The organism is Pseudomonas sp. B14-6 (assembly GCF_013260315.1).
GTDB classification, from domain to species: domain Bacteria; phylum Pseudomonadota; class Gammaproteobacteria; order Pseudomonadales; family Pseudomonadaceae; genus Aquipseudomonas; species Aquipseudomonas mandelii.
Genome location: NZ_CP053929.1, coordinates 442,690 through 465,722 on the forward strand (window position 1 = coordinate 442,690; position 23,033 = coordinate 465,722).

Annotated in this window: 21 protein-coding genes and 1 pseudogene; 8 read left to right on the forward strand and 14 right to left on the reverse strand. The window is 55.1% G+C overall.

Annotated features, from left to right (window positions below; genetic code table 11):
• Positions 1-61 precede the first annotated feature (61 nt).
• From HP062_RS02055 to HP062_RS02075, 5 genes are all read left to right on the forward strand, one after another.
• On the forward strand, positions 62-307 hold the full coding sequence (locus tag HP062_RS02055) for an acetyl-CoA carboxylase (RefSeq protein ID WP_077749837.1): 246 nt from the start codon (positions 62-64) through the stop codon (positions 305-307).
• A 10-nt stretch (positions 308-317) separates the two neighbouring features.
• Complete coding sequence (locus tag HP062_RS02060; RefSeq protein ID WP_172790715.1) at positions 318-1,691, forward strand: acetyl-CoA carboxylase biotin carboxylase subunit; 1,374 nt, start codon at positions 318-320, stop codon at positions 1,689-1,691.
• A complete protein-coding gene (locus HP062_RS02065) occupies positions 1,688-2,560 on the forward strand; it encodes an allophanate hydrolase subunit 1 (protein WP_010459270.1) in 873 nt (290 codons plus the stop codon). Before HP062_RS02060 ends, HP062_RS02065 begins: the two co-directional genes overlap by 4 nt.
• On the forward strand, positions 2,557-3,531 hold the full coding sequence (locus tag HP062_RS02070; protein ID WP_172790716.1) for a biotin-dependent carboxyltransferase family protein: 975 nt from the start codon (positions 2,557-2,559) through the stop codon (positions 3,529-3,531). Before HP062_RS02065 ends, HP062_RS02070 begins: the two co-directional genes overlap by 4 nt.
• Before the next feature lie 111 nt (positions 3,532-3,642).
• Positions 3,643-4,959 carry a cytosine permease gene (locus tag HP062_RS02075; protein ID WP_172790717.1) on the forward strand — a complete coding sequence of 439 codons (1,317 nt, stop codon included), beginning with the start codon at positions 3,643-3,645 and terminating at the stop codon, positions 4,957-4,959.
• A gap of 112 nt (positions 4,960-5,071) precedes the next feature.
• Here the strand turns inward: HP062_RS02075 and HP062_RS02080 are convergent, their stop codons facing one another.
• Positions 5,072-5,557, reverse strand: a complete 486-nt coding sequence (locus HP062_RS02080; protein ID WP_172790718.1) for a DUF6130 family protein — start codon at positions 5,555-5,557, stop codon at positions 5,072-5,074.
• A 331-nt stretch (positions 5,558-5,888) separates the two neighbouring features.
• Between HP062_RS02080 and HP062_RS02085 the strand changes: the two genes are divergently transcribed.
• Positions 5,889-6,164 carry a hypothetical protein gene (locus HP062_RS02085; protein ID WP_077749842.1) on the forward strand — a complete coding sequence of 92 codons (276 nt, stop codon included), beginning with the start codon at positions 5,889-5,891 and terminating at the stop codon, positions 6,162-6,164.
• Positions 6,165-6,261: 97 nt separating this feature from the next.
• Here HP062_RS02085 and HP062_RS02090 read toward each other — a convergent pair whose 3' ends face one another.
• From HP062_RS02090 to HP062_RS02110, 6 genes are all read right to left on the reverse strand, one after another.
• On the reverse strand, positions 6,262-6,588 hold the full coding sequence (locus HP062_RS02090) for a hypothetical protein (protein ID WP_256666069.1): 327 nt from the start codon (positions 6,586-6,588) through the stop codon (positions 6,262-6,264).
• Between the two features lie 202 nt (positions 6,589-6,790).
• A complete protein-coding gene (locus HP062_RS02095; RefSeq protein WP_077749843.1) occupies positions 6,791-9,373 on the reverse strand; it encodes an EAL domain-containing protein in 2,583 nt (860 codons plus the stop codon).
• A 278-nt stretch (positions 9,374-9,651) separates the two neighbouring features.
• Positions 9,652-11,106, reverse strand: coding sequence for a TrkH family potassium uptake protein (locus HP062_RS02100; protein WP_010459284.1), 1,455 nt, complete (start codon positions 11,104-11,106; stop codon positions 9,652-9,654).
• A 261-nt stretch (positions 11,107-11,367) separates the two neighbouring features.
• On the reverse strand, positions 11,368-11,502 hold the full coding sequence (locus HP062_RS30885) for a hypothetical protein (protein WP_256580182.1): 135 nt from the start codon (positions 11,500-11,502) through the stop codon (positions 11,368-11,370).
• Between the two features lie 50 nt (positions 11,503-11,552).
• On the reverse strand, positions 11,553-12,275 hold the full coding sequence (locus HP062_RS02105) for an NERD domain-containing protein (protein WP_154911655.1): 723 nt from the start codon (positions 12,273-12,275) through the stop codon (positions 11,553-11,555).
• 171 nt (positions 12,276-12,446) lie between these two features.
• Positions 12,447-12,719: a hypothetical protein gene (locus HP062_RS02110; RefSeq protein WP_077749846.1), complete on the reverse strand. Its 273-nt coding sequence runs from the start codon at positions 12,717-12,719 to the stop codon at positions 12,447-12,449.
• A gap of 553 nt (positions 12,720-13,272) precedes the next feature.
• On the opposite strand from HP062_RS02110, the gene HP062_RS02115 reads away from it, so the two are divergent.
• Positions 13,273-14,430: a hypothetical protein gene (locus HP062_RS02115; protein WP_172790720.1), complete on the forward strand. Its 1,158-nt coding sequence runs from the start codon at positions 13,273-13,275 to the stop codon at positions 14,428-14,430.
• 374 nt (positions 14,431-14,804) lie between these two features.
• On the opposite strand, the gene HP062_RS02120 is transcribed toward HP062_RS02115, so the two are convergent.
• The 7 genes and pseudogenes from HP062_RS02120 to HP062_RS02145 form a co-directional block, all read right to left on the reverse strand.
• Complete coding sequence (locus HP062_RS02120) at positions 14,805-15,071, reverse strand: hypothetical protein (protein ID WP_172790721.1); 267 nt, start codon at positions 15,069-15,071, stop codon at positions 14,805-14,807.
• A 482-nt stretch (positions 15,072-15,553) separates the two neighbouring features.
• The gene (locus HP062_RS02125) at positions 15,554-17,110 is read right to left on the reverse strand and encodes a methyl-accepting chemotaxis protein (protein ID WP_172790722.1); all 1,557 of its coding nucleotides are present in this window, start codon (positions 17,108-17,110) and stop codon (positions 15,554-15,556) included.
• Positions 17,111-17,831: 721 nt separating this feature from the next.
• A pseudogene (locus HP062_RS30890) lies at positions 17,832-18,051 on the reverse strand (hypothetical protein).
• Positions 18,052-18,966: 915 nt separating this feature from the next.
• Positions 18,967-20,403, reverse strand: a complete 1,437-nt coding sequence (locus HP062_RS02130; protein ID WP_172790618.1) for an IS1182 family transposase — start codon at positions 20,401-20,403, stop codon at positions 18,967-18,969.
• 75 nt (positions 20,404-20,478) lie between these two features.
• The gene (locus tag HP062_RS02135) at positions 20,479-20,940 is read right to left on the reverse strand and encodes a hypothetical protein (protein ID WP_148058605.1); all 462 of its coding nucleotides are present in this window, start codon (positions 20,938-20,940) and stop codon (positions 20,479-20,481) included.
• Between the two features lie 557 nt (positions 20,941-21,497).
• Positions 21,498-21,815, reverse strand: coding sequence for a hypothetical protein (locus HP062_RS02140; protein ID WP_172790723.1), 318 nt, complete (start codon positions 21,813-21,815; stop codon positions 21,498-21,500).
• 217 nt (positions 21,816-22,032) lie between these two features.
• Positions 22,033-22,662 (reverse strand): DUF3885 domain-containing protein, encoded by a 630-nt coding sequence (locus tag HP062_RS02145; protein WP_145310732.1) that lies wholly within the window; start codon positions 22,660-22,662, stop codon positions 22,033-22,035.
• A 100-nt stretch (positions 22,663-22,762) separates the two neighbouring features.
• On the opposite strand from HP062_RS02145, the gene HP062_RS02150 reads away from it, so the two are divergent.
• Positions 22,763-23,029 carry a hypothetical protein gene (locus HP062_RS02150; protein WP_172790724.1) on the forward strand — a complete coding sequence of 89 codons (267 nt, stop codon included), beginning with the start codon at positions 22,763-22,765 and terminating at the stop codon, positions 23,027-23,029.
• Positions 23,030-23,033 lie beyond the last annotated feature (4 nt).

Genomic DNA, 23,033 nt, shown 5'->3' on the forward strand with positions numbered 1-23,033 from the left:
AGGGTTTGCACACCGATTCATTTTTGCCTGCCTTTCTACAACTATTCCAAGAGGAACAGACATGGCCGAACACACTGTAATCACCCCGTTGCCCGGGACCTTCTACCGCAAAGCGACTCCTGAATCGGCGAACTTCGTCGAGGTGGGCGCGCAGGTCAGTGCCGACACGGTGATTGGCCTGATCGAGGTCATGAAGCAGTTTTCCGAACTGACCGCCGGAAAGGCCGGTCGCCTCAGCGCATTCCTGGTAGAAGACGGCGATCCGGTGGAACCGGGTCAGGTCGTCGCAACACTCGACGACGAGTGAGGGCGCGATCATGACTCAAGGTATTCGTAAATTATTGATTGCCAACCGTGGCGAGATCGCCGTGCGGATTATCCACGCCGCCAAAGCGTTGGGGATCCCCACCGTTGCGGCATGCAGCGAGGCAGACGTCGATTCCCAGGCCGCGCGCATGGCCGATGAAGTCCACGTCCTTGGCCCGGCCCGTGCGGATAAAAGTTACCTGAACGTCGAAGCGTTGCTCGGTGCCTTGAAAACCACCGGCGCCAATGCAGTACACCCCGGTTATGGTTTTCTCTCGGAGAACGCCGATTTTGCCGAAGCGGTCCTTGCCGCCGGCGCCATTTTCGTCGGCCCGAGCCCGGACACGATCCGGCGCATGGGCGACAAAGCCGAGGCCCGACGCACTGCGCAAGCCGCTGGCGTGCCGGTGGTGCCGGGTTCCCCCGGTGAATTGTTCGACGTCGAATCGGCGCTTGAGGCCGCCGAAGCCGTGGGCTTCCCTCTGTTGATCAAAGCTTCGGCCGGTGGGGGCGGGCGCGGCATTCGCCTGGCGGAAAACGCCCAGCAACTGACAGAAGAGTTTCCCCGCTCACAGCGTGAAGCCCAGGCCGCGTTTGGCAATGGCGCGGTTTACCTGGAGCGGTTTATCAGCAAGGCTCGGCACATTGAAGTGCAGGTCTTGGGCGACGGTCAGCACGCCGTGCATTTGTTTGAGCGGGAATGTTCCCTGCAACGTCGCAGGCAGAAAATCTTTGAAGAAGCGCCGTCACCGGCCCTCAGTCAGCAGCAACGGGAAACCCTCTGCGCCAGCGCCGTGCGCCTGACCGAATCCCTCGGCTACAAGGGCGCCGGGACGCTGGAGTATCTGTATGACGACGCCACCGGCGAGTTTTTCTTTATCGAGATGAATACGCGGATTCAGGTTGAGCACCCGGTCAGCGAATTAATCACCGGCATCGATCTGGTCCAGGCCATGTTGCGCATTGCCGGGGGTGAACCGCTGGGCTTCCAGCAAAGTGATATCCAGCTCAACGGCGCCGCCCTGCAGATGCGCCTGAACGCTGAAGACCCGGCGCGGGATTTCTTTCCCAGCCCGGGGCTGGTCGAGGAACTGATCTGGCCGCAGGGTGAGGGCATTCGCGTCGATACTCATCTGTATCAAGGCTACCGTGTGCCGCCGTACTATGACTCGCTGCTGGCCAAGCTGATCGTGCATGGCGCTGATCGCGCGGAAGCCCTGGCCCGTGCGCGGGTTGCGGTAAGGCGAACCACGCTCACTGGCATGGCCAGCACCTTGTCCCTGCACGGCGTACTGCTGGAGCAACCGTGGCTGCACAGCGCCGACTTTCACACCGGCACCCTGGAAACCTGGCTGGCCGAGCGCCGTTTCGGAGGTGAAGTATGAGCACTCCCATCCGCTACAGCTTTGGCGCCGATGAGCACCTGTTCGCCGAAGTCAGCGACAGCATGTCCCTGGACGCGTTCTTCAAGGGCCTGGCCGTCACTCGCGCGGTGGAACGGCTGGCACTGGATGGCGTGCTCGATATCTGCCTGGCCAACGCGTCATTCCAGATCCGTTTTGACCCGGATCGCATCGCCCCTCATACCTTGCTCGAAGCGGTAAAGATCGCCGAAGTCGGGGCCGTCGCCGAACGCACGTTGCAGACGCGGATCATCGAGATTCCGGTGCTGTACAACGACCCCTGGACCCACGAAACCCTGATGCGCTTTCGCGACCGGCATCAGGACCCGAGCGCCACGGACCTGGAATACGCCGCACGGATCAACGGCCTGGCGGACGTCGACGCGTTTATCGCCGCCCACAGTGGTGCGCCGTGGTTTGTCTCGATGGTCGGCTTCGTCGCCGGGCTGCCGTTCATGTTCCAGATGGTCGAGCGCGAGCGGCAGTTGCAGGTGCCCAAATACCTGCGCCCGCGTACCGACACGCCAAAACTGACCTTGGGTCATGGCGGTTGCTTTGGCTGCATCTACTCGGTGCGCGGTGCCGGTGGATATCAGATGTTTGGCGTCACGCCGGCACCGATCTACGACCCACAGCAGAACCTGGCGTATCTGAAAGAGCACATGGTGTTTTTCCGCCCCGGTGACATCGTGCAGTTCAAACCGATGGACCGTGAGGCCTATGACCACGCGGTGGCCGAAGTGGAAGCAGGGCGCTTCGATCTGCGGATCCGGCCGGTGGAGTTTTCGCTGGATGCGTTTCTGGCCGATCCCGTTGGCTATCCCAAGTCGCTGCAGGAGGTGTTGGCATGATCAAGGTACTCAAACCCGGTCTCGCCACGTCGGTACAGGACCTGGGCCGCGAAGGGTATTACCACTTGGGCATTCCGCCCTCCGGCGCGCTTGATCAGTACGCCTTGAGTGCGGCCAATCAACTGGTCGGTAACCCGGCGGGGGCGGCAGCACTGGAATGCACGTTGCTGGGGCCGGAGCTGGAGTTTCAACAAGACGCGCTGGTGGCTGTGTCCGGCGCGCACATGACGCCACGGGTCGACGGCGTGGAAATGCACCACGACACGGCGTTTGAGGTGAAGGCCGGGCAAGTGCTGCGCTTTGACTTTCCCAAGGCTGGCGCCCGCGCTTACGTGGCGGTGGCCGGCGGCATCGATGTGCCGATCGTGCTCGGCAGTCGTTCCACTTATGCGCTGGGTGCGCTCGGTGGTTTTCAGGGGCGCAGGCTGGTGGCGGGTGATGAACTGCCCGTCGGTATCGCCAGCGGCAAGAGCCGCGCCGGGGCCAGTTTGCCCATGGCGTTGCGCCAGTCCTTGGGGGGCGAAATCACTCTGCGGGTGGTGCCGGGTCTTTACTACCACCGCTTGAGCGAATCCGCCGCGCATAGTTTCTTTGCCGAACCCTGGACGGTGGGCTCGGAAGCAGACCGCATCGGCTACCGCTTCAAGGGCGGCAGCGCGCTGAGCTTTCAGCCCCGCGAGCAGCCGTTCGGCGCCGGTTCTGATCCGTCGAACATCGTCGACAGTTGCTACCCCATTGGCTCGATCCAGGTCCCGGCCGGGCTCGAACCGATCGTGTTGCATCGCGACGCCGTGTCCGGCGGAGGCTACGCGATGATCGGCACGGTGATCAGCGCCGACCTCGACTTGATCGGCCAGATGCAACCGAACCAGAAGGCCCGCTTTGTCGCGGTGACCCTCGAAGAGGCGCTGGAAGCGCGACGTTCCTATAAGAAAAAACTCAGCTGCCTGAGCAAGCTGTTCCCTTCCTGATTCTGCCCGCCGCATTGCGCGGGTAATGCCAAACGGTGAGCCAACGCCGCACTTCGGTGCGGTGGCGGCTGCCCGCGCTTCAACCTTTGACTGGTTTTGGAGTTCACGCACATGGCTGCTTTATCGCAATCGAGTCAAACCGGGCAAGACCCGGCCAATCAACCCGTTCCAGCCGAAGCGCGCATGGGGCGATTGTCCCTGACCATGGCCTGGTGGGCGGTGTGCAGTGCGATGTTTTACATCGTGGTCGGCGCCTCACTGGCGTTGTCGTATGGAGCCCGCAACGCACTGATCGGCATGGTTCTGTCGGTGATCAGCTATGGGCTGGTCAATAGCGTGCTCAGCCGCTTTGCGATCCGCAGCGGCTTGTCGGTGGCGTTGTTTTCACGGTTGCTGTTCGGCAGTACCGGGGCGTGCCTGGCAACGTTGATCTTCTTTTCCACGGCGATCTACTACGCGGTATTCGAAGGCTCGGTAATCGCCGTGGCGCTCAATCACCTGTATCCGGAGCTGGTTTATCCGCTGGCCGCATTGGCGGTGGTGCTCTACAGCGTGCCAATGATTCTGGGCAGCGTGCAGCATTGGCTGGACAAGCTCAACGGCGTGTTGTTGCCGGTGTATCTGGGCGGTTTGCTGGTGGCGGTCGGGCTCTCGATCAGTCGATATGGCTACCAGCCGCAATGGCTGGATTTCGGCCCGGCAACACCCAGCGCCTTCGGCTGGTGGGACTGCTTTGTCGCTTACATGGGGGTCTGGGTGCTGATGCTGTTCACCTTCGACTACGCGCGTTTCGGCAAGCCTGAAGACGCCGAGTATCACGGGCGCTGGAACTTCGGCATGCCGTTCTACGCGGTGACCTTCCTGCTCAATGGCGCGGCGGGCATCTATCTGGTCAGCAGTATTCCCCACGAAGGTGCGCTGAACGAAGTCTCGGTGGTGATGGCGATTCTGCAATTGATGGGCTTGTGGGGCTTGTTGTTTGTCTGGGCCACGCAAACCCGGATCAACACCGCCAATTACTACCTGGCGACACTGAACATGCAGGCGTTCTTCGGGCGTTTTGGCCTGCGCGGTTCGTACTTGATGTGGGCATTGGTAGTGGGGGTGATCGTCTACGGCTTGATGCTCGCGGACGTGTTTGCCTACCTCCTCAAAGCGTTGGCCTATCAGGGGATCTTCGTGGTGGCCTGGGTCGGCGTGGCGTTGGCGCAGATACACTACGGGCTCAATGAAATGGCGGCACTCGAACGGGGGCCCGCGTTCAATTCCGTGGGTTTGACGGCGTGGTTTGGTGCCACCGCTTTGGGGCTTGCGTTGATGTTTGTTGGCGGTGGCCTGAGCAGTTTTTCCGCACCCTCTACGGTGATCGCTGCATTTGCGTTGCAGTCGGGCTTATCCCATCGGCACCGGTTAGTGTTGGCTGAGTAGGATTTTTCAGTCACTCGTTGTGTGCCTGCCTGCTCTAGCACGTTAGAGCAGGCATCGGACGCTCATGAAGAATCCGCTGATGAATGGTCCAGGGCTGCTGATGGCACAACCGTTATGGTTTCACTGCGTGGCTTTCTTCAACATGAGGAGCGTCCGCTGGGTTCTTCTGCGGAACGACAAAGTTCACCACCGTACTGGTCAAAATCTTATGACTCGGATCAGCCACTTCAAGTAGAACCTTGTGAGCGCCCGGCGTCAGCCCAACCAAAATAATCGGGTCTTCACTGGTGTGCGCCCAAGTACCTTTCCAGTCGTCGACGGTCACGTGAAGGTGGCCGAGCCGTGGTGATACTTCGACAGCCGTTTTGCCAAATACCGGCATGATCCGGGCGTGCTCGGTTCGATACTGAATAATGACAACCCCGCGGGCCAGCGGCGCGGCGAGCGGCGGGTAGGCAATGAGTTTTGGTCCTGTCTCAGACTCCAATGGGAGTATGGCCGGTGGCTGATCGGTGTCTGCTACCCCTTGACCCCACGCGGCTACGCAAAGGAAGGCACCCAACGCAAAGGTAGATAGATTTCTGAGAGCAAGGGACATGGTGTTTTTCTCCCGCGTGATCTCATCCAAGGCTAGATCAAACCGGGCAGTTGTCTATGCCCAAGCTGCCTCTCTCTGCAAAACAGCCGAGTGGGGAAGGGCAGAAAACGGGTGTTGAATACGAGCCTTTTAATGACGGTGATCGGCTAAAAACAGCCAGTAAATGGATCGACGCAAAATGACAGCTAAGCTTCCTTCTACTGTCGGGCTTATTAAGCAGACCGGGTTTTGCGGCCATGCCGTGTCGCCGCCTTCAGCGGTCACCACGTCGTTACAACAGCCAGTCCGATCTTGAGCGTCAGCCCTTCACAACAGCCTCGGAGGGGAGCCAATGAAACGTATCGTCATGCTTATCGCGATCTCTTTGCTGACCACTGCTTGTCAGAGCACACATGATAATGGCGTCACCCGACTAGACAATTGTGTCTGCTATAAATCGACCGAGGCACAACATTTGCCAGCATCGCAAATGGCATGGACAGACCCCGAAACGTTGCAGGAGCAATTCTCACATTGCATTTGCCGGGCTTTGGTTGACCTGAAGAAGGTCGATGATCCCGGCAAATTTTTCGTACCCGGAACCGAAATAAGAACGGAACTGAAATAAAACATGATCGGGGTTGTGAGCCATCCGTACGCTTTGGTGTTTGCGATCACTTGCTCGAGGTGGTGCAGCGTGCGAAACAGACCAGAACCGTCTGGGCTCAACGTCCATCTTCAACGTAAGGGCCCAAGTAGAAAGCTTGCGTATCCCAGTTGATTCGATAAATCACTTCTTTGCCTGGCTTGATCCTGGCCGCGACCGTTTTGATCGCGGCACCCGAACATAATCCAGACTCGGCGAGCCCGGCACCGAGATTCACTTCACCGGCAGGCAAAACGAAAGATGCCTTTTGACCGGGGCCTATCTTGGCTGCGCGCTGACCATCGATGTAGAACATGGCGTCACATCCCGCACCGACAAACCCGTCATCACGGACAATAGTCAGGCGTCCAGGCGCTTTCGTGCCCTGGCTTTTGAACGCGTACATCTTGTCGGCCGGCACTGGCCGGGCTTCAGAAACCGGCAGGGGTGAGGTTGCGCACCCGCCCAAAGCCAGCAAGAGCGCCCCCGTTGCGATACTCCTTCGCATCGTTTTTCCTCCCGAAAAGGGCGAATGCATCAGGCGCCATTCTGTATTGCTTGATGACGCCATTCGCCAAAAACGCTTTAAATGGATTTGTTACCTTTTACTAAACCTTGCTCTTGGCGTCTGTGTTTTTTCGGGCCTTCACCAGCAGGTTAAAGGCGTCAGTATCAAGTGGCCGACTTAGAAAGAAACCTTGGCCTTCATCGCACGACACTGCTTTGAGCAAATCCAACTGTTCGGCAGTTTCAATCCCTTCCGCCGTAACGGTGAGTGATAACGCTCGGCCCAAACCCACAATCGCCTGGATGATGGACTCATCATCACTTTCGACCAGTTTGTTTAGAAAGCTCCGGTCTATCTTCAGGCCATCGAAGGGGAACGTGCGCAAATAACTCAGTGAAGAATACCCCGTGCCAAAGTCGTCCATGCATATGCGCACGCCCAGGCGCTTCAATGTACGCATCAGCTCTAGTGCGCCGGGGGCATCTTCGAGCATGACGTTTTCAGTAATCTCCAACTCTACCCGGGTAGGCGCGATTCCTGAGTCTTGAAGTGCTTTCTGCACACGCTCCACCAAATTGCCTCGCTTGAATTCGCTAGGTGAAAGGTTGACGGATACAAACAAATGTTCCGGCCATCGTGCGGCGCAACGGCAGGCGGTGTCGATGACCCAGTCACTCAAGGAAAGAATCAGGCCGGATTCTTCAGCGATGGGGATGAACGTATCGGGAGGTATTAACCCGCGCTCAGGATGTTGCCACCGTATCAACGCTTCAGCACCGACCATCTGCCCGTCTGAGATACGGTAGCGCGGTTGGAAGTGGAGTCGAAGTTCTCCATTTTTTATTGCAAAGCGCAGATCACTTTCCAGACGACGTCGCTCAATAATCCTGGCGTTCATATCCCCCGCATAGAAACGCCAGGTATTACGACCTCCAGCCTTGGCTTCATACAACGCAATATCCGCATAACGTAGCAGCTCAGTCGCCTCGCAAGCGTCATTTGGCGCCATCGCGATACCAATACTGGCACTGACAAATACCTCTTGCTCATTGATTTGAATCGGCTGCTCGATGGACTCGATCAAACGGCGACAAAGCGCCTCGACTTCCTCCTGGGAACTGACATCGGTGAGTATCAGTACAAACTCGTCCCCCCCGATCCGAGCGACAAGATCACCGTGGCGAACACAGTCTGCCAAGCGGCTCGACACCTGGTTAAGCACCAGGTCACCTGCGGCATGTCCTAACAGATCATTCACTGGTTTGAATCGATCAAGGTCCAGACTGAGCATGACCAAGGGTTGTTCTAGTGTCGGCAACGCTTTGAGTTTGCCATCAAGAAACTCCTGTAGTCGTGTCCTGTTGGGAAGGCCGGTCAGGGCATCATGTTGTGAGAGGAATTCGATTCGTCGACGGGCTTCAACTTCCTCCGTGACGTCGGTTGCTGTCCCCCGGAATCCTCCTCCTGCCATGACTCGCGCCGAAAGACGGGTGATTCGCTCTTGGCCATTTGTATCCACGTAGCGGCACTGAACACTGATATCCGGACGACGATTCGGAATACTGAGCCACTGAGATAAAGTGCCTAATTCAGTGCGCAGCAGATCATCCATCGCCGCACCAATCCATGCAGTCCTGGAAAAGCCCGTGATATCTTCAAATCGCTCGGATAGATAGGTGAAGCGCCAACCGGCGTCCATTTCCCATACCCAATCCGAACTGGCCTCAACAACATCACGAAAGCGCGCCTCACTGGTGGCAAGGTCGGTCTGACTGCTTTGCAGCGATGCATAGCTGGCGTCAAGCGCCTGCGCAGCGGCCGTCGTACGACGCAAGATCACCCACGTCATCAGGCACACCAGCAGCGCAGCGAGTCCCACCAAGGGCAACCCCAGCGCCAATAATTGCAGCCCTGGTTTGTGCGGACTCCATTGCAGGACGCCTGCTGTACCGGCCTCGCCCAGGGGATAGGCAGACACCAAGGGGATTTCGTCGGGAGCGGCCGTGTGCAGGCCATCTACCCCGAAATCCCGGCCTATTGTTGCGAGCTTGGCGCTGTCCAACATTTCAACGAATATCAACACCGACGCCGATCTATCATCCGCTATGACCGTTGGATCGGTTCCGGGCGTAATCGCAGCCGCAGCGACGAGGGCAGGTATCCCTCCCACATTAATGAACGTAGTCGTCGGCGTTTCGGTTTCCGCTCCCTCACGTGCTTGATCGAGAATCGCATCAACAGACTGTTCTAGCCATTGTTCGACTTCAACTGACACCCTCTGACCCTTGACCAAGGAATAAACGGTACGATTGACATCGTTGACTACAAACACTCCCCGAAACCCAAACTCTGTATAAAGTGTCGTCCCGAGATTTTGCCGAACGTACGCCCAGTCCACGTCTACCTGAGTATGCAAGTGCTTGTAAGCATCGCCCCAAAAGGCGTAATCCTTGACGGTCGAGCTCAGCGATTTTTCCAACGATTCCACGGCTTTCTTCGTGTAAAACGCACTGTCACGCTCCTCCGTCCGATCTAGATTTTGCGCAACATAAACAAGTGAATAGCAGGCAAATAAGAAAACCCCCGCCAAAAGACCCACAAACTTGAATAGCGAAGTTCGAGTCAGGGCCACGCTTGAGCGATTGGTTGAAGAACAAGAGATGGTGGGGAGAGCGTTAGGCATAAATGACCGGTACTCGTTGAAGCTAGTTATTTACATATCAGGTTGTCGGCAGTCGACGCTGAATAGTGAGCGCCCGTCCGTCGCGCCAAGCAGGTCTGCCCAGTCTGCCGGAGACGGGATTTCACGAAGACGCGTTGCGCTACCGATGCAATAGGCCTGTTGTCAACGGCGACGGACAGTTATCGGCCGAACCAGCAACTCAAACGACTACTGATCTTTCTATGGCAGTACTCGCCGCCCCCCATGTACTTTTTAGACTCAGCCCTCGACAAGGTGGGTCAATATTTCCAGAAAACTGGAGTGACAAGTACCAGCACCGTCAGGATTTCCAGCCTTCCCAGAAGCATTCCAATGGTCAGTAGCCATTTGGCCGCATCAGGTAATGTTGAGAAATTACCGGCGGGCCCAATGATCGTGCCCAGCCCTGGCCCGACGTTACACACCGCAGTAGCGGCACCGCTCAACGCTGTAGTCCAATCAAGCCCAATGAGCGCCAGGCCCAAGGCGATGGCCGCAATAGTGATCGTGAAGAAGAACGAGAAGGTCAAAAGCGAGCGCACGATTTCCTCGTCGATCGGATGACCGTTGTACTTCTTCTGTATCACGGCTCGAGGATGGATCAACTGCTTCAAGCTACTGACCAGGAGAGCGGCTGCAACCTGGAAACGGAAGATTTTAAGGCCACCTGCCGTTGAGCCTGAACATCCACCGACAAAGGTCAGGTAGAAAAAGAGCAAGACAGCGAAGCTGCCCCACAAGGTGTAGTCGCCAACCGCAACTCCGGTGGTCGTGACAACCGAGGTCACGTTCACTGCCACGATACGAAACGCGTCCCACCAACCGTAATCGCTGTGAAAGTACAGCCAGGTGCCCACGCAGAGTGATGTGACGAACAGGAACCCAATAAATCCGCGGACCTGGTGATCCTTGAGCAGCGCGCGCCGATTGCCCCGCAATGTCGCGACGTACAGGGTGAAGGGGAGGCTGCCCAAAATCATGATGGCCACCGCTACCCAGTGAATCGCTGGTTGCGTCCAATGCCCAAGTGAGGAGTCCGAAGTCGAAAATCCCCCGGTGGAGATCAATGACATTGCGTGGTTGACCGCTTCGAATGGCGTCATTCCAGCGAGCCAGAGCGCCAGGGTTCCGATGCCAGTCAGCCCAAGGTAGAGCAAAAGAATGTACTTGGCTGCCATGTGGGAGCGAGGTGTCACTTTCTCCGACCAGTCTGAGGACTCTGTCTGGAACAGACGCATGCCGCCTACTCGCAACAGCGGGAGGATCGCCACCGCCATGCCGATGAAGCCAATGCCTCCCAACCAATGCAGCATGGAGCGCCATATCAACAAGCCGGGAGATGAGCTATCCAAACCGGTGAGGACAGTCGAGCCAGTGGTTGTGATACCAGACATCGTTTCAAAGAATGCATCGGTGTAGCTGATATCGCTGATGAACACCATTGGCAACGCTGCGAAGGTGCACACGACTACCCAGCTTCCGGTCGTCAGCAGGTACATATCCCTGGGACGAAGCTGGCCAGTATCCGGGCGTCCCCTCACGATTAACAGGAGGCCACAGATAAAGGTAATCAAACTCGACCAGAGAAATGCTGACAGATCGTCGCTACGCTCATAGACCACCAGTGTGATCATGGGAATAGCCATGCTCACGGCCAGCGTGATCAGAAAAAGCCCAAGGATGAATCCGATAAGCCGAATGGCTGCGAGGGACATAACAATAACGTTCCAAATTTGCACCGCGCAGTATCGGATGCGCACCCCGTCAAACCCGTAAATTTTGCGTAAAATTTCTGCCAGCAACCCGTCGGGATAAGTGAGGCTAGCAAGAGCGCCCCTGTTGCGATAATCCTTCGCATAATGCGTTCCCTCCTGAAAAAGGGCGCATGTATCAGCGCGTCATGATGCTTTGCTTCATAAAACCATTCGGCCAAAACACTTTAAATCGATCTGTCACCTTTCATCTTCTTTTCATCTTCAAGGCTTCTTCGGCGGGTAGTTACCGCGCAAGCCCCCGGACTTGTTGCCGGTTTTGCTGGGCAGGTCAGGTACGACCGGGCGGGACTTGGGCTGAGGGTTGGAGCGGCTACGGGGTTGAGGTTGCTTGCTCATTTTGCGCCTCCTGAATTGTGGCACTTCGCGAAAGGGCCTACTCGTTCAGCTTAGCTGCCTGGCGAAATGGGCTGCACCGTTCGGCACTTGGGGAAAGTGCTGCAGCCCCAAAACTGTTGACCGCTCCTCGGGCCACCGTTGTATGTCCGCACCACCAGCGCACTGCCGCAGCGCGGGCATTGGCGCGAGGCCGATGGATCGTCGCGTTGCTTCAGGCGTTGCACATGTTCACGCCGGGTAGCGAGCGTCGGCGCCAGGCGACCTGCTTGCAAGGTCTGCAACATGGCCGTCACCTGCGCCTCGCTGAACACCGTTTGCTGGAAAGACTTGATGTAATGGACCCAGCCACCGCCTCGGGTGACATTAGCCGGCATCCTGGTCTTGAAAGTGCTTGGGCCGACAAACACGATGACCGAATGCACAAAGTCCGGGCCGATGCCCAACGCCGCTTGCAGGGCCTTCAAGTGTTTGTAGTTCTGGCGGTTCGGGTTCTGGAAGGCGAAGCGCTTCTTGTAAATCAGCTGCGTCCACTGAGCCTGCTTCTCACCACCGAAGATCCAGCCTTTCATGTGCTTGGTCTCCAGCACAAAAATGCCGAAGGGCGACACAAACACATGGTCGATCTGCGTGGTGCCGTCCGGGGTGATCAGTGTCACGTCATGCAGGCGACGGTAAACCTGACGATCCAATCTAAAGTGTGCGCGCAAACGCACCAGACGTTCACCGAACCAGCCTTTGAACAGGCGCGTGCGCAGCAGCGTCCATACCAGCATCAGCGGTAGCAGCCAGACCAGGATGTTGAGTAAGGGGTGCAGGATAACGGAGATGTTCACTTGGCAGTCCTTTGCAGTGAGGGGAGGGGTGTTGAGTTGTCCGATGCTACGTCCCAGTAAAGCATTCCGGACCGCAAACAAAACGGGCGCCCGATAGGCGCCCGTTTTCATTTACTCCGCCGCCTGCGCCCGCAAGCGTCGGCCGATCACATCCATCAAGTCACAGCCATCGCGCAATGGGATGGCCAGCAATTTCGAGAAGTCCGTCAACACCACCGTGTCACAACCGAGCTCGGCGCGGAAGGCGATGTTTTCCAGCACCTGCGTGACGGTGCGGATGCGGTAGTCGGCCATGGCTTGAAGGACGTCGAGTGGAGCTTGGGTGTCGATGAGCAGGGAGGCCGGGATCAGGTCGATTCCGGTGAGAGGCATGTATCTATTCATTTGAAGATCTCTGTTTGATTGGCTCAAGGCCGACACTCAGTCGTCGCCAAACGATTGGGTGGCAGCTGTGCGCAGGTTGGCGAACCGGCACAGAGAAAACCGGCAGACCCGAAGGTCTCCCGCGCACAGCCGCCATAACAGCGGCTTTGCGGGTGCAATGACCCCTGCAATAAAGCGGACAGCCCTCGCATTCTCTATGATCAGGTCGCCAAACCTGAATCGCCATTTTGGGCGACGGGGCGGACTATAAGCTTCATCGGAACGACGGGCAAGGTTAGGAATTCCGAAGTTTATGTAGGAGATTAATGGCGGTCCTAGGACCGTTACATCCCTTCCGTGAACGAATGCTATCGGCCAAAAGTAGTCATTCGGGAGTATCTAGGAAACCCGGATCAACTCACCTCAAGCTTGGATTCGAGAACTGAATCGCAAAAAATCTTATTTCCTTGCATCATCTCCAATTTGACAGGCATTTGCGGCAGATGAGTAATGAGGATCTGAACGTCAAAGCGACGACAAACAAAAGTCCCAAAGCTAGGACCGATAAAAAACTATGCGCTCAAGTCGCGATGATTTTTCGCCTAAGACAGTTCGCCTGCTGCGTGATATGGCAGGGAACGTTTGCTCAAAACCTGACTGTCATGTGCACACTCATGGCTCGAAATCCAAGCGAGATGGAGCATTCAGCGTCGGTGTCGCTTGCCACATCAAAGCGGCTGCTCCTGGGGGGGCTCGTTACGATCCCGACCAATCCCCGGCGCAGCGCAAGCATCCTGATAATGGCATCTGGATGTGCCAGACGCATTCTAGGCTCGTTGACGCAGACGACTCACCGTATCCAGTGGAGATTCTGGAGGCGTGGAAACGCCTTGCCGAACTTCGTGCGAACGACATGGTGAACAAGCGGGCGTTCACCGAAACGGAATTAAGCAATGCAGCGCGCACAGAATCAGTTGCGCTACTGGAACAACTCGTAAACCGGATAGGTACACTTACCTCACCGACAGCAAAAGCTGACATTGAGGGCAGGTGGAATCTTTCGGCAGCACAACAACTGGCAGAAAGAGCCCTTGAAAATGCTGATTGGTCAGTGCTGATTCCTGAGCCTCAGCAGCCTGTCGCCCACTACTTTGAAAATGAGTACTACCTCCACCTTCGAGATCGAGAGCGCATTGTTTTGGCCTACAGTTCAAAGGAGCTCGATGCCGAATACCACGCCTGCTCCCCACATATGAGTTTTTTCGAATTCGAAAAGTCTGATGAGGGCTGGAATCTAATTGCCGAGGGAATTGGGGTCTTCTGGGGTGGGAGCTGGGGCAATCCACCGGAGATACAGATACTGCCAATCTCCCATGAGACTTTCGGCGTATTTATGAAAGATGGTGGTGGAAATCAAGGGTGGTTCAATATGCGCCAATCCTTGCACATTAAAATGGGCGATACCTTCAAGTTAGTACTCGAGTTGATCGTCGGGCAATGTGCACCTGATGACCGTGGATGGAGCAGCGAGCTGCGAGTTGTTGAGCGGCCCAACGGCTATTATGACATTGAGGTGACACGCTCGGGGGATAACGGCCCCAAAGACCTACAGATGTTGGACACAGTCGAAAACGGCTATGCAACGATTTGCGATTTGAACGGTAAGATTAGTTCGCATGACGTCTTCAAGTTTGACGGGCGTCAGTACCGGAGAGATATTGCGATTCGATAAGTTCAATTTTATTTGTTGAGCCTAAAAAAAGAAGGGCAGATCTATTTTCAGACAATAAATCCGCCAACTCTGATACCGTGTATCAATTTTGAAAAGTACGGGAGATCTCACCTGACTACCATTATCTCTGTGCCCGTACTTGGATCGCGAGAACGTTCAATGTGGCAAGGATCATCACTGCCAACTTGGGTAAATAATGAAATCACTTGATCAATATTGATGAAGTACAAGTGGCTGTCCTTATCCCGATCAGAGCTAAAGAACGCCCCGTAAAGGCCGCCGGTTTCTGACTCGCAGGGCGCAAAAACGAAGCTGTGGATAATTCGTCCACAACGAACAGCACATCCCGAGTCTCCTTACAACTCCTGGATGGGTCATAAAGCTCTGAGTTTGTGGTTATTTCGCCACGTTACGGGTTTTAGGTTTGAATGTTTTTGAAGGAAGAGAGAAAGGCCGCGTGTCCTATCTGTAATCTTGGCGGAGGCATCGAAAAGCTTCCTTGCTGAATAGAAACCAATGAAGATGTCTCGCTCCACTTGAGCGATTTGGTCTTCGGATAGATCATTGGACGCCTTGAAACTCTCAAGACGCTCCGCCACCTCCAGCAGCGGTTGCTTCCAGTACCAACTCTCCCAGATCATCTTGTAGTCCTAACAATTAAGCTAACGGGCAGGAAAACACTACACGGTCACACTGAAATTCGAATTGTTAGCGGCGTGTCCATGGCTGCTTCTGGCCGCGGGCTGCTCTCGGCGAAGGGCAGCTCAGGGTCGATTGCAGCCGGTGGTGACTGGCACCAATCGGCCAATAGCTGGCGTACCCAAGGTTCGCACCCGTAGTTCGCACTTCTGGTTCGCACCCTCCTACACGATGCTGGCGCGAACCTGGCTAACGGTTACCAGAGCGGGTGGTTGCCAAGTGCAAAGTTTCCACTGTGGTTTCCACGGTATCGCAGCGTTTTTCACCGTAGACGTCGGTTTGCGAAAATATCCATGAATGAGGCCGGTCAACCCCGATTCGCGAAACACCCCACGCAATCCCCCGCGAAATGCAATGCTAGCCAGCGTCAGCTTCAATCTATCCTTCTACCGGCTAGCTAATTGGGGTGCACTTTAGATCAGCCCTATAATCGAAAGCGCTTAACCAAAACATCAAGCTCCTGGCCTAAGCGTGCCAACTCGATACTTGAGGCAGCTGTCTCATCACTAGCGCCGGCGGTTTGTTCAGAGATATCACGCACGTTGAGCACGCTCCGGTTGATCTCTTCAGCCACTGCGCTCTGCTGTTCGGCAGCTGAGGCAATCTGCTGATTCATCGACTGTATCGTAGACACCGTGCGGGTGATATTTTCCAGCGAGGCTCCGGCACGACGAGTTAATTCAACACTGCTATCAGTCAATATACGACTGCTCTCCATAAAGGCGGAGACCTCTCGAGTGCCACTTTGCAAGCTGGAGATCAGCTTTTCAATTTCTTCGGTGGATTCCTGGGTACGCTGCGCCAGGCTACGAACTTCATCGGCAACTACCGCAAAGCCTCTTCCAGCTTCACCAGCTCGCGCGGCCTCAATGGCGGCATTGAGAGCGAGAAGGTTGGTTTGTTGTGCGACCGCCTTAATAACATCGAGTACGCCGCCGATTTTGTTGCTCTCCTCTCTGAGATTACTCATAGCCACGGTGGAGTTGCCGACTTCCATAGCTAGACGTTCGATTTGAGCCACGGCCTCGCCAACAACTTTGTCACCTTCGCGGGCCTGCTGATCTGCGGCCGCCGCGGCGTCAGAGGCCTCTTCAGCATTACGCGCTACCTCTTGCACCGTGGAGGTCATTTCGTTCATGGCAGTAGCAACTTGATCGGTTTCGACTCTTTGGCTATTCACACCAGCACTGGTCTGCTCGGTGACGGCTGACAACTCTTCGGCAGCGCTAGAAATCTGGATGACGCTAGCGCCGATACCGCCAATCAGTTCGCGCAGGCTGGTGGTCATTCGTTGCAGGCCTATCTGCAATTGCCCCACCTCATCGCGGCGATTGACCTGCAAGTCCTGACTCAAATCGCCGGAGGCAATACGATCGACGTCTTTGAGGACATGATGCAACGGTGTAACGATTTGCCGGGTAATGACCCAGGCCGCGACGGCACCGAGCAGCAACGCCAGCGCAGCGATGCTAGCAAGCAGGGTTTTAGCAAAAGACAAATCGGCATCGCGCTTCGCGGATTGCGACGCTATCAACTGCTGGGTGGTATTGAGCAGAATTTCGCCTTGCACACCCATTCGGGCGAACACCGGAGCCAGATCGGCTCCCGCTTGGCTTAAGGCACCCTGGGCATCGCGGTACACCTTGACCGCGGCTATCTGCTGCTCAATCAGCGCCAAATCGCTGGGCGCAGTCAGGTCAACACGCACAGTGTTCAAATGCTCAGTTAGTTTCTCAAGTGTCTGGAGGATCAACTGGGCGCCATCGCCCTTGGGGTTGAGCTCCATCTGCAAACGATGAATTCGCAGGTCCTTGGTCATCTCGCTGACACGAGCGATGCCCTGTACTTTTACGCCGCGCTCATCGAGGCTATTGATTGCTTTCCAGCCAGTGAGAGCGAGCAGAAAACTTAGCGTCAACACCAGGCCGAAGCCAAGACCAAGTTTCGTGCCTACACGGATATTGCTGATCCAATCGAACATACATGCTCCAAGCGGTAGATTATGTTTACTAGCGGGCAGAACTTCAGATGTTTATTGGCTGGCTCGCCGCTAGGCTGAGCAACAGAATATTGTGGGATGTGTCACTAGGCTCAGAGGCTCACTCCCCCCATCTGATCGCCAATGCCTGTTGCGAAAGCACGAATCCATGAATGATGCGCCGCCAGTTGTTTGAATGACCGGTTCCTGCGTGTAGAAAACGACGCTTTGTGTAGGAATCAACGCAGTGTCGGAGCGCCCAAGTGATGGGATATGCATACACCCTAAACCTACGCCACTTTGCCTACGCCGTGACGGAATATTTGACAGGATTTGACGGATAGCGAGGCGACGATGCGCCAGCGCCAGGCTGAACGCCTTGATCTGTAAGGGCTGGTGAGGATTTAGCGGAGTATCGGTGAGCGCGCACTGTCAAATATTCACGCACCGTGTACGCAGCGAGGTAAGCACGATTGGAACGCAGGGGAAGTGTGTACCGACCGCGGCCGAAGCACTGCCTGCCATTGGGCGGACAACTGCCTCGTCTTCCAAGGCAGTGCTAAGCTTTGAAGCTGGCACGACCTCCATTTATTTAATCGAACCAGTCGCTCGCTGCGCAGCTCGATGGGTCGCGTCTCATCCATAAAGCGTATGCACATGAGCAACCTCCTCATTCAACCTCGCATTTTTAGAGCCCGCGAAGCACCGAAGTATTTGGGCATACCTATAACCGCCGCAGTCGCATGATCGCGTCTGTGATGTCTTGAGCATTCCGGTCCAGGGCTTCCATCGCCGCAATTGCGTTAGCGGCAACGCTCCCCCACCCCATTCTCAGAAAGCCACTTGGTCACCTCCTCAATGGCCGCACATATGGCGTGCTGGTTGTGCAGGAGTAGTGTGAGTGCGTCTGCTGTCGCTATGTTGGCTTCTGAGTTATCTGACATGGGTATCTTCCTTGAACAACTGGTAAGGGAAGACTAGCTGAACTCGCCGCAGGCTCCAGCTACTTGTCCAGATCCGCTGACGCCTGGGCAATTACACTGCCTTGACCACTCATTTGAATTCGACCTAACCAGCCATCTAGGCCGGATTTGACGCGCCCCCTTAGCAAACATGACCGGCAGTGAAAGGCCAAGAGCTGCGGTCAGGATTGATCTCGGCTGGGTTGGTGACTGTGTGATCGTCACGAGCGAAAATAGGGGTCAGTCAGGCGCCACCCTCCGTGACCGGATGCGACAGCTTGTTGATTTTTCTCAAAGTTAGAGGCTCCAGATATCGTTTAATATCTGAAACGAGCCAGAGAGTGGTGGCTGCAATGCTAGAAGTGGACCCGTGTGTGCTGACGTGTCCAAATTGCGGCGCTGATCTTCAGCCTGCCGTGCATCGGTTCGCCTCGTTTAAAGATTTACTCAGATTGAAGTGTTTCGAATGCGGACTGGATGTCACTGGCGACGAGATTCTTCAACTTTTTGACTCCCTTGAGTATCAGCTCAGGCAATTCAGACCAAGGGAATAGGCACATCATGTATTGCTGCTGCGTACTTCAATCCCCGTCTTAGCGAACTAATCGAGCTGTCACGACCACTTTTCAGTGACGACAATTTCAGGTCGCGACACATCGCTGCCACTAGCGAAAGGCAGCTTCTGGCCGTTTTTTGCCTGTCGTGAAGGGCGGAAATCGACCCAGGCTGTGTGAAAACGCGCTAAATACCTCGAAAACTGAGAGGCGCGAGGATTGCCTGTGAAATCAGCGGGCGGAAGCGCGAATTACCTTAGTCAGCTACATAGACGTCCGTAATGCCGTTTGGGCCGCGTCAGCGGCCCAAACGGCTACTAACTGGCGAGCCAAGTGGCTGGATTTACGCCCTGATCGCCTCAAGCAGTCCTACAATGCCGAAGATGCTCATCATTCGTTTGAGGTTGTAGGCGAGTACATGAAGACTCATTTCGGTACTTACCCGCGGAAGTGTTTTGGTCAGGAAGTGGGTGGCTCCCATCCAATATTTGAGCGTTCCAAAAGGATGTTCAACGGTCTGTCGGCGGCGCCTCATCATCGTTGGATCATTTTCCAGCCGTACCTGCATCGCATCGATTACGGCTTCATGTTCCCAGCGCTTTACCCGGCGCTCCTTACCCGTCGTACATTGCTTGTGCATTGCGCAGGACTGGCAGCCCGAGAACCAATAACAGTGCAGTAGCATGCCGTCTTCCACCGAAGAATGCCGCCGGGTCAGTAACTGTCCCGCAGGGCATCGATACTCGTCCGATGCAGCAAGGTAGATGAAGTCCTGCTTACCAAATCGGCCTTCGGCTTTGCTGCCCGATGTGAGGGGTTTCGGTACGAAGGTAGTGATGCCGGCTTGCTCGCAAGCAAGGATTTCCAGACCTTTGTAATAGCCTCGGTCGACCACCACCGTTAGCGACTCAGCCTCGATTTCTTCACGCGCTTGGTTCGCCATATTGCTCAGTTGCCCACGATCATTACCAACGTTGGTCACCTCATGGGCAACGATCAGATGGTGTTTGTCGTCGACAGCTGTTTGTACGTTGTAGCCAACCGTTCCGGTGCCTCGGCCGCTCGTAGCCATTGAGCGTGCATCTGGGTCTGTGAGGGAGATCTGCTGGTCTGGACTTTCGTGGAGCTGCGTCTCGATGTCCTTGAGTTTCTGCATCTGCTTTTTCAGTGTTTCTATCTTTTCTTTAAGCCGCTCTGCTTTGGCCTCGGCCACTTCGGGCGTTGCCCGATCCGCCGAATCCATCGCCGCCAGATATCGATCAATGCTCTGCTCGATCTGCTGCATGCGTGCCTTCACCTTGCCCTGAGTGAAGTTGCGGTCGCGATTATTGACGGCTTTGAATTTGCTGCCGTCGATGGCGATGATCGATTGGGAGAAGAGATTGAGGTTGCGACAAAGAACTACGAACTGGCGGCATACGCTGCGAATGGCTTTGCCGTTGTCTTTGCGAAAGTCGGCAATGGTTTTGAAGTCCGGAGCCAAGCGCCCCGTTAGCCACATTAACTCGACGTTGCGCTCGGCCTCACGCTCAAGCCGGCGGCTGGACTGAATCCGATTGAGATAGCCGTAGATATAGATCTTTAGCAAGACCGCTGGATGATAGGCCGGACGACCCGTTGCAGCAGGATCAACACCTTCAAACCCAAGTGCCCCCAAGTCGAGTTCATCGACGAAAACGTCGACCACTCGGACTGGATTTTCTTCGGTTACGTAATCGTCCAGGCACTCCGGCAGAAGAGTCACTTGCGTCCGGGCCTCGCCTTCAATGAATCGCTTCATGATCGCCCCCCGATACGATCTAGACGATCAGAAGCTTAGATCATCCTCGCTGTATTTCGGCTTTTGGCCTTAAAGCTAAGCTCGCTTTTCATCTGGATTGAGGACATTGCCGGTGGGGATTGGACATAAATTGGCGAGCTGGGGAACAATGGATTTACCCATGCAATTGACTGCCGCAAAGTATTTACGGCCGCTTGAATGGGACAACCTTGCGTGACATTCGCAACAATACTCGTCGTGGTATTGGCCATCAGGTTTGAAAAATAGTTTGGCCTCGTTGAGGTCGGTTATTAAAAATCCTTCAGATTTCAAAATTTGTTCAAAACGATCACGTAATGAAGAGAGGGCGGTGGGAAGGTGGGGATGACTGCGAAGCTCCTTCGGGTATGGGGTCGCACTCAGTAGATCCACCGTCGCGATAGGCTCCCCGGTTACTTTGAGCGCTTGCAACAGATGTGGGTGTACGTACGACAGACCGCTGGCAGCGTGATGCGCAATACTTTGACAGACACTACTGAGGCGGCGACGGGAAGGCATTCATTCTTCCTGATTTGGTTTGCGAGCTGCGTCGAGCTGCTGGATTCCTAGAGACCATATGGTGCCTCAAAACCTGGACAAATGCCCCCATGGCCGAATCGTTATAAAAATGTGTTTTCACACAGCCTGGACCCATTGCAGACGTTCCCGAACGCCCAGGCACGCATTCCCAGTAAGCGGAGCGAATGACTTGAGTCGCCTGTCAGGAGCTGATCGAATAGCTTTTGCAGAAAAACATCGCCCACCACTGAGTTTGATAGCAAATAATGCCCAGACCAATTGTCCCAGCCGGCTGCGAGGCTGAACTCAGCACATTGGAAATTCTGGTGAATTTTTTCATCAATGCTTATGACAGGTGAACCCAATCGTTTGAACCCTCGGAGTTTGATCAGGTTTTCAGCTAGCAATAGCCAACAAGCGTCTGACAACTCGTTGAAACTGAGTGTCAGATGTCCATTAGCTGCCGTGTCGAGAGTTGGGTTCATCTATTGCCGTCTAAGGTTTGGCGCGAAGGGAATACAGAAACGTGGCTGCGGGGGCGTTGTTTAGGTGCCTGATCAAGTTTGAGACCGTTTTATTGCGTTGGCGAGCTGTTCAGCGTTGTTGCGCAATTCAATGAATTTTTCGTTTAGCTCGACATGACCTGGATTCCAAGAAAGGACGCCATCGACATAGCTTTGACCAAGAATGAGATCATTTAATGAGCCCATTCCGCCATAGGCTGACAGTAGATACTCAATCCCATAGTAATCAGAATCCAGCAATAGTGCCCTTGCCTTACGCATCCAAAAGCACCAGTGGGTGTCTCCATCGCTTTCAAGCACGATTGCAAGCTGATCAAGAATGCAGATCAGCTCTTCAGTTTTCGGTCCCATTTCTCGACATCGTCCAAAGTGAAACACGGCATGGGCGGGATGATCCGCTGTTGAGTATTTCTCGCCCGCTAGCTACATAAGCTACTGTTTCGCCATTAGGGTGTCCACGGGCCGCTTTTGGCCGATTACTGCCTGACATGAAGTGCCGATCGACCCAAAGGAGACGGTGGCCATGTGGGCTGTGGGCACGGTTTCAGCTCCAATGTAAGCAATGAGACTAGCGCGCAGGCGCTGCAAATGTGGTGTCCATCGTGTGTCGGTCGTAATCCAGCAGGTATGTATGATGCAGACGATACAGCTGTGAAAGCAGATCTTTGTTGGGGCCGACCACATCCATACCTCTATCGTCGTAGGGAAAAACCATGACGTGCTTCTTCAAATTGAAGAGGTATAAAACGCAGTTGGGTTTAGGCTGAATTGCGGCAAAGTCCCTAGCCAAAGCACACCAAAGAAATGCTTGAAGCAGAGTCGCAGGCGCTTCAAATGCGATGTTGATCCAATACTCCGGATGCCTTTCGCAAAACCATTCCTCCGGATCTATCTCCTCACTCCAGACTGAGAATTCCGTGGGTATGTTAATGCCGGCAGATCGAAGAGCGTGAATCAGGGGCCGATGAGCAAATCGGTTGCTGCCAGAATGAATGCGCAGACAAGCAACAAGCGTCGCGTCATCAAGGAAGATATCGCTGCAGATCTTTGTTGATTTTCGTAGTGCTGTTAGAAATTGCTCAATCACTCCGCCAGTTTCAGAGAGCTCAAAACGCAGACCTCCTGGATAGGAATAGAAAAGCGGCCTGGCAAATGCTTTACCCCCAAAGATCCTCTCAATTTCAAGTTGTAGATTCACTTGATACCTTCATGGCTAATAGCCCGACTCCATAGCTTGGGCGGTGCAGACGGATATTACTGTATACGTAAGATCTGAGCTAAGCCGCGAGCGTCCGCTGTTGGCCGATTTCCGCCTGTTGCGCAAGGCAACTTTTGACCGAATTCTGCCTGTCGCCACCGTCAGCTATGTGCCGGTTTCAACCGGTTGTGGAAGGCAGAAACCGGCCAGAAGCGGCCAGTCAGATCATCCGTTATTCGACATCGCGTTGCTGTATTGGAGCAATGCACTAAGTCATATGGCTGACCAGCCCAAGAAAGCACGCATCATTGCTGCTATCACTGCGATGGTTCATGTGCGGCTTCCATCAACTACACTTTCATGCTGAGCGG

Coding starts and splice junctions, on each gene's coding strand:
- HP062_RS02055 (WP_077749837.1), top strand. CDS start 62: ATGGCCGAACACACTGTAATCACCCCGTTGCCCGGGACCTTCTACCGC.
- HP062_RS02060 (WP_172790715.1), top strand. CDS start 318: ATGACTCAAGGTATTCGTAAATTATTGATTGCCAACCGTGGCGAGATC.
- HP062_RS02065 (WP_010459270.1), top strand. CDS start 1,688: ATGAGCACTCCCATCCGCTACAGCTTTGGCGCCGATGAGCACCTGTTC.
- HP062_RS02070 (WP_172790716.1), top strand. CDS start 2,557: ATGATCAAGGTACTCAAACCCGGTCTCGCCACGTCGGTACAGGACCTG.
- HP062_RS02075 (WP_172790717.1), top strand. CDS start 3,643: ATGGCTGCTTTATCGCAATCGAGTCAAACCGGGCAAGACCCGGCCAAT.
- HP062_RS02080 (WP_172790718.1), bottom strand. CDS start 5,557: ATGTCCCTTGCTCTCAGAAATCTATCTACCTTTGCGTTGGGTGCCTTC.
- HP062_RS02085 (WP_077749842.1), top strand. CDS start 5,889: ATGAAACGTATCGTCATGCTTATCGCGATCTCTTTGCTGACCACTGCT.
- HP062_RS02090 (WP_256666069.1), bottom strand. CDS start 6,588: ATGTACGCGTTCAAAAGCCAGGGCACGAAAGCGCCTGGACGCCTGACT.
- HP062_RS02095 (WP_077749843.1), bottom strand. CDS start 9,373: ATGCCTAACGCTCTCCCCACCATCTCTTGTTCTTCAACCAATCGCTCA.
- HP062_RS02100 (WP_010459284.1), bottom strand. CDS start 11,106: ATGTCCCTCGCAGCCATTCGGCTTATCGGATTCATCCTTGGGCTTTTT.
- HP062_RS30885 (WP_256580182.1), bottom strand. CDS start 11,502: ATGAGCAAGCAACCTCAACCCCGTAGCCGCTCCAACCCTCAGCCCAAG.
- HP062_RS02105 (WP_154911655.1), bottom strand. CDS start 12,275: ATGCTGGTATGGACGCTGCTGCGCACGCGCCTGTTCAAAGGCTGGTTC.
- HP062_RS02110 (WP_077749846.1), bottom strand. CDS start 12,719: ATGAATAGATACATGCCTCTCACCGGAATCGACCTGATCCCGGCCTCC.
- HP062_RS02115 (WP_172790720.1), top strand. CDS start 13,273: ATGCGCTCAAGTCGCGATGATTTTTCGCCTAAGACAGTTCGCCTGCTG.
- HP062_RS02120 (WP_172790721.1), bottom strand. CDS start 15,071: ATGATCTGGGAGAGTTGGTACTGGAAGCAACCGCTGCTGGAGGTGGCG.
- HP062_RS02125 (WP_172790722.1), bottom strand. CDS start 17,110: ATGTTCGATTGGATCAGCAATATCCGTGTAGGCACGAAACTTGGTCTT.
- HP062_RS02130 (WP_172790618.1), bottom strand. CDS start 20,403: ATGAAGCGATTCATTGAAGGCGAGGCCCGGACGCAAGTGACTCTTCTG.
- HP062_RS02135 (WP_148058605.1), bottom strand. CDS start 20,940: ATGCCTTCCCGTCGCCGCCTCAGTAGTGTCTGTCAAAGTATTGCGCAT.
- HP062_RS02140 (WP_172790723.1), bottom strand. CDS start 21,815: ATGGGACCGAAAACTGAAGAGCTGATCTGCATTCTTGATCAGCTTGCA.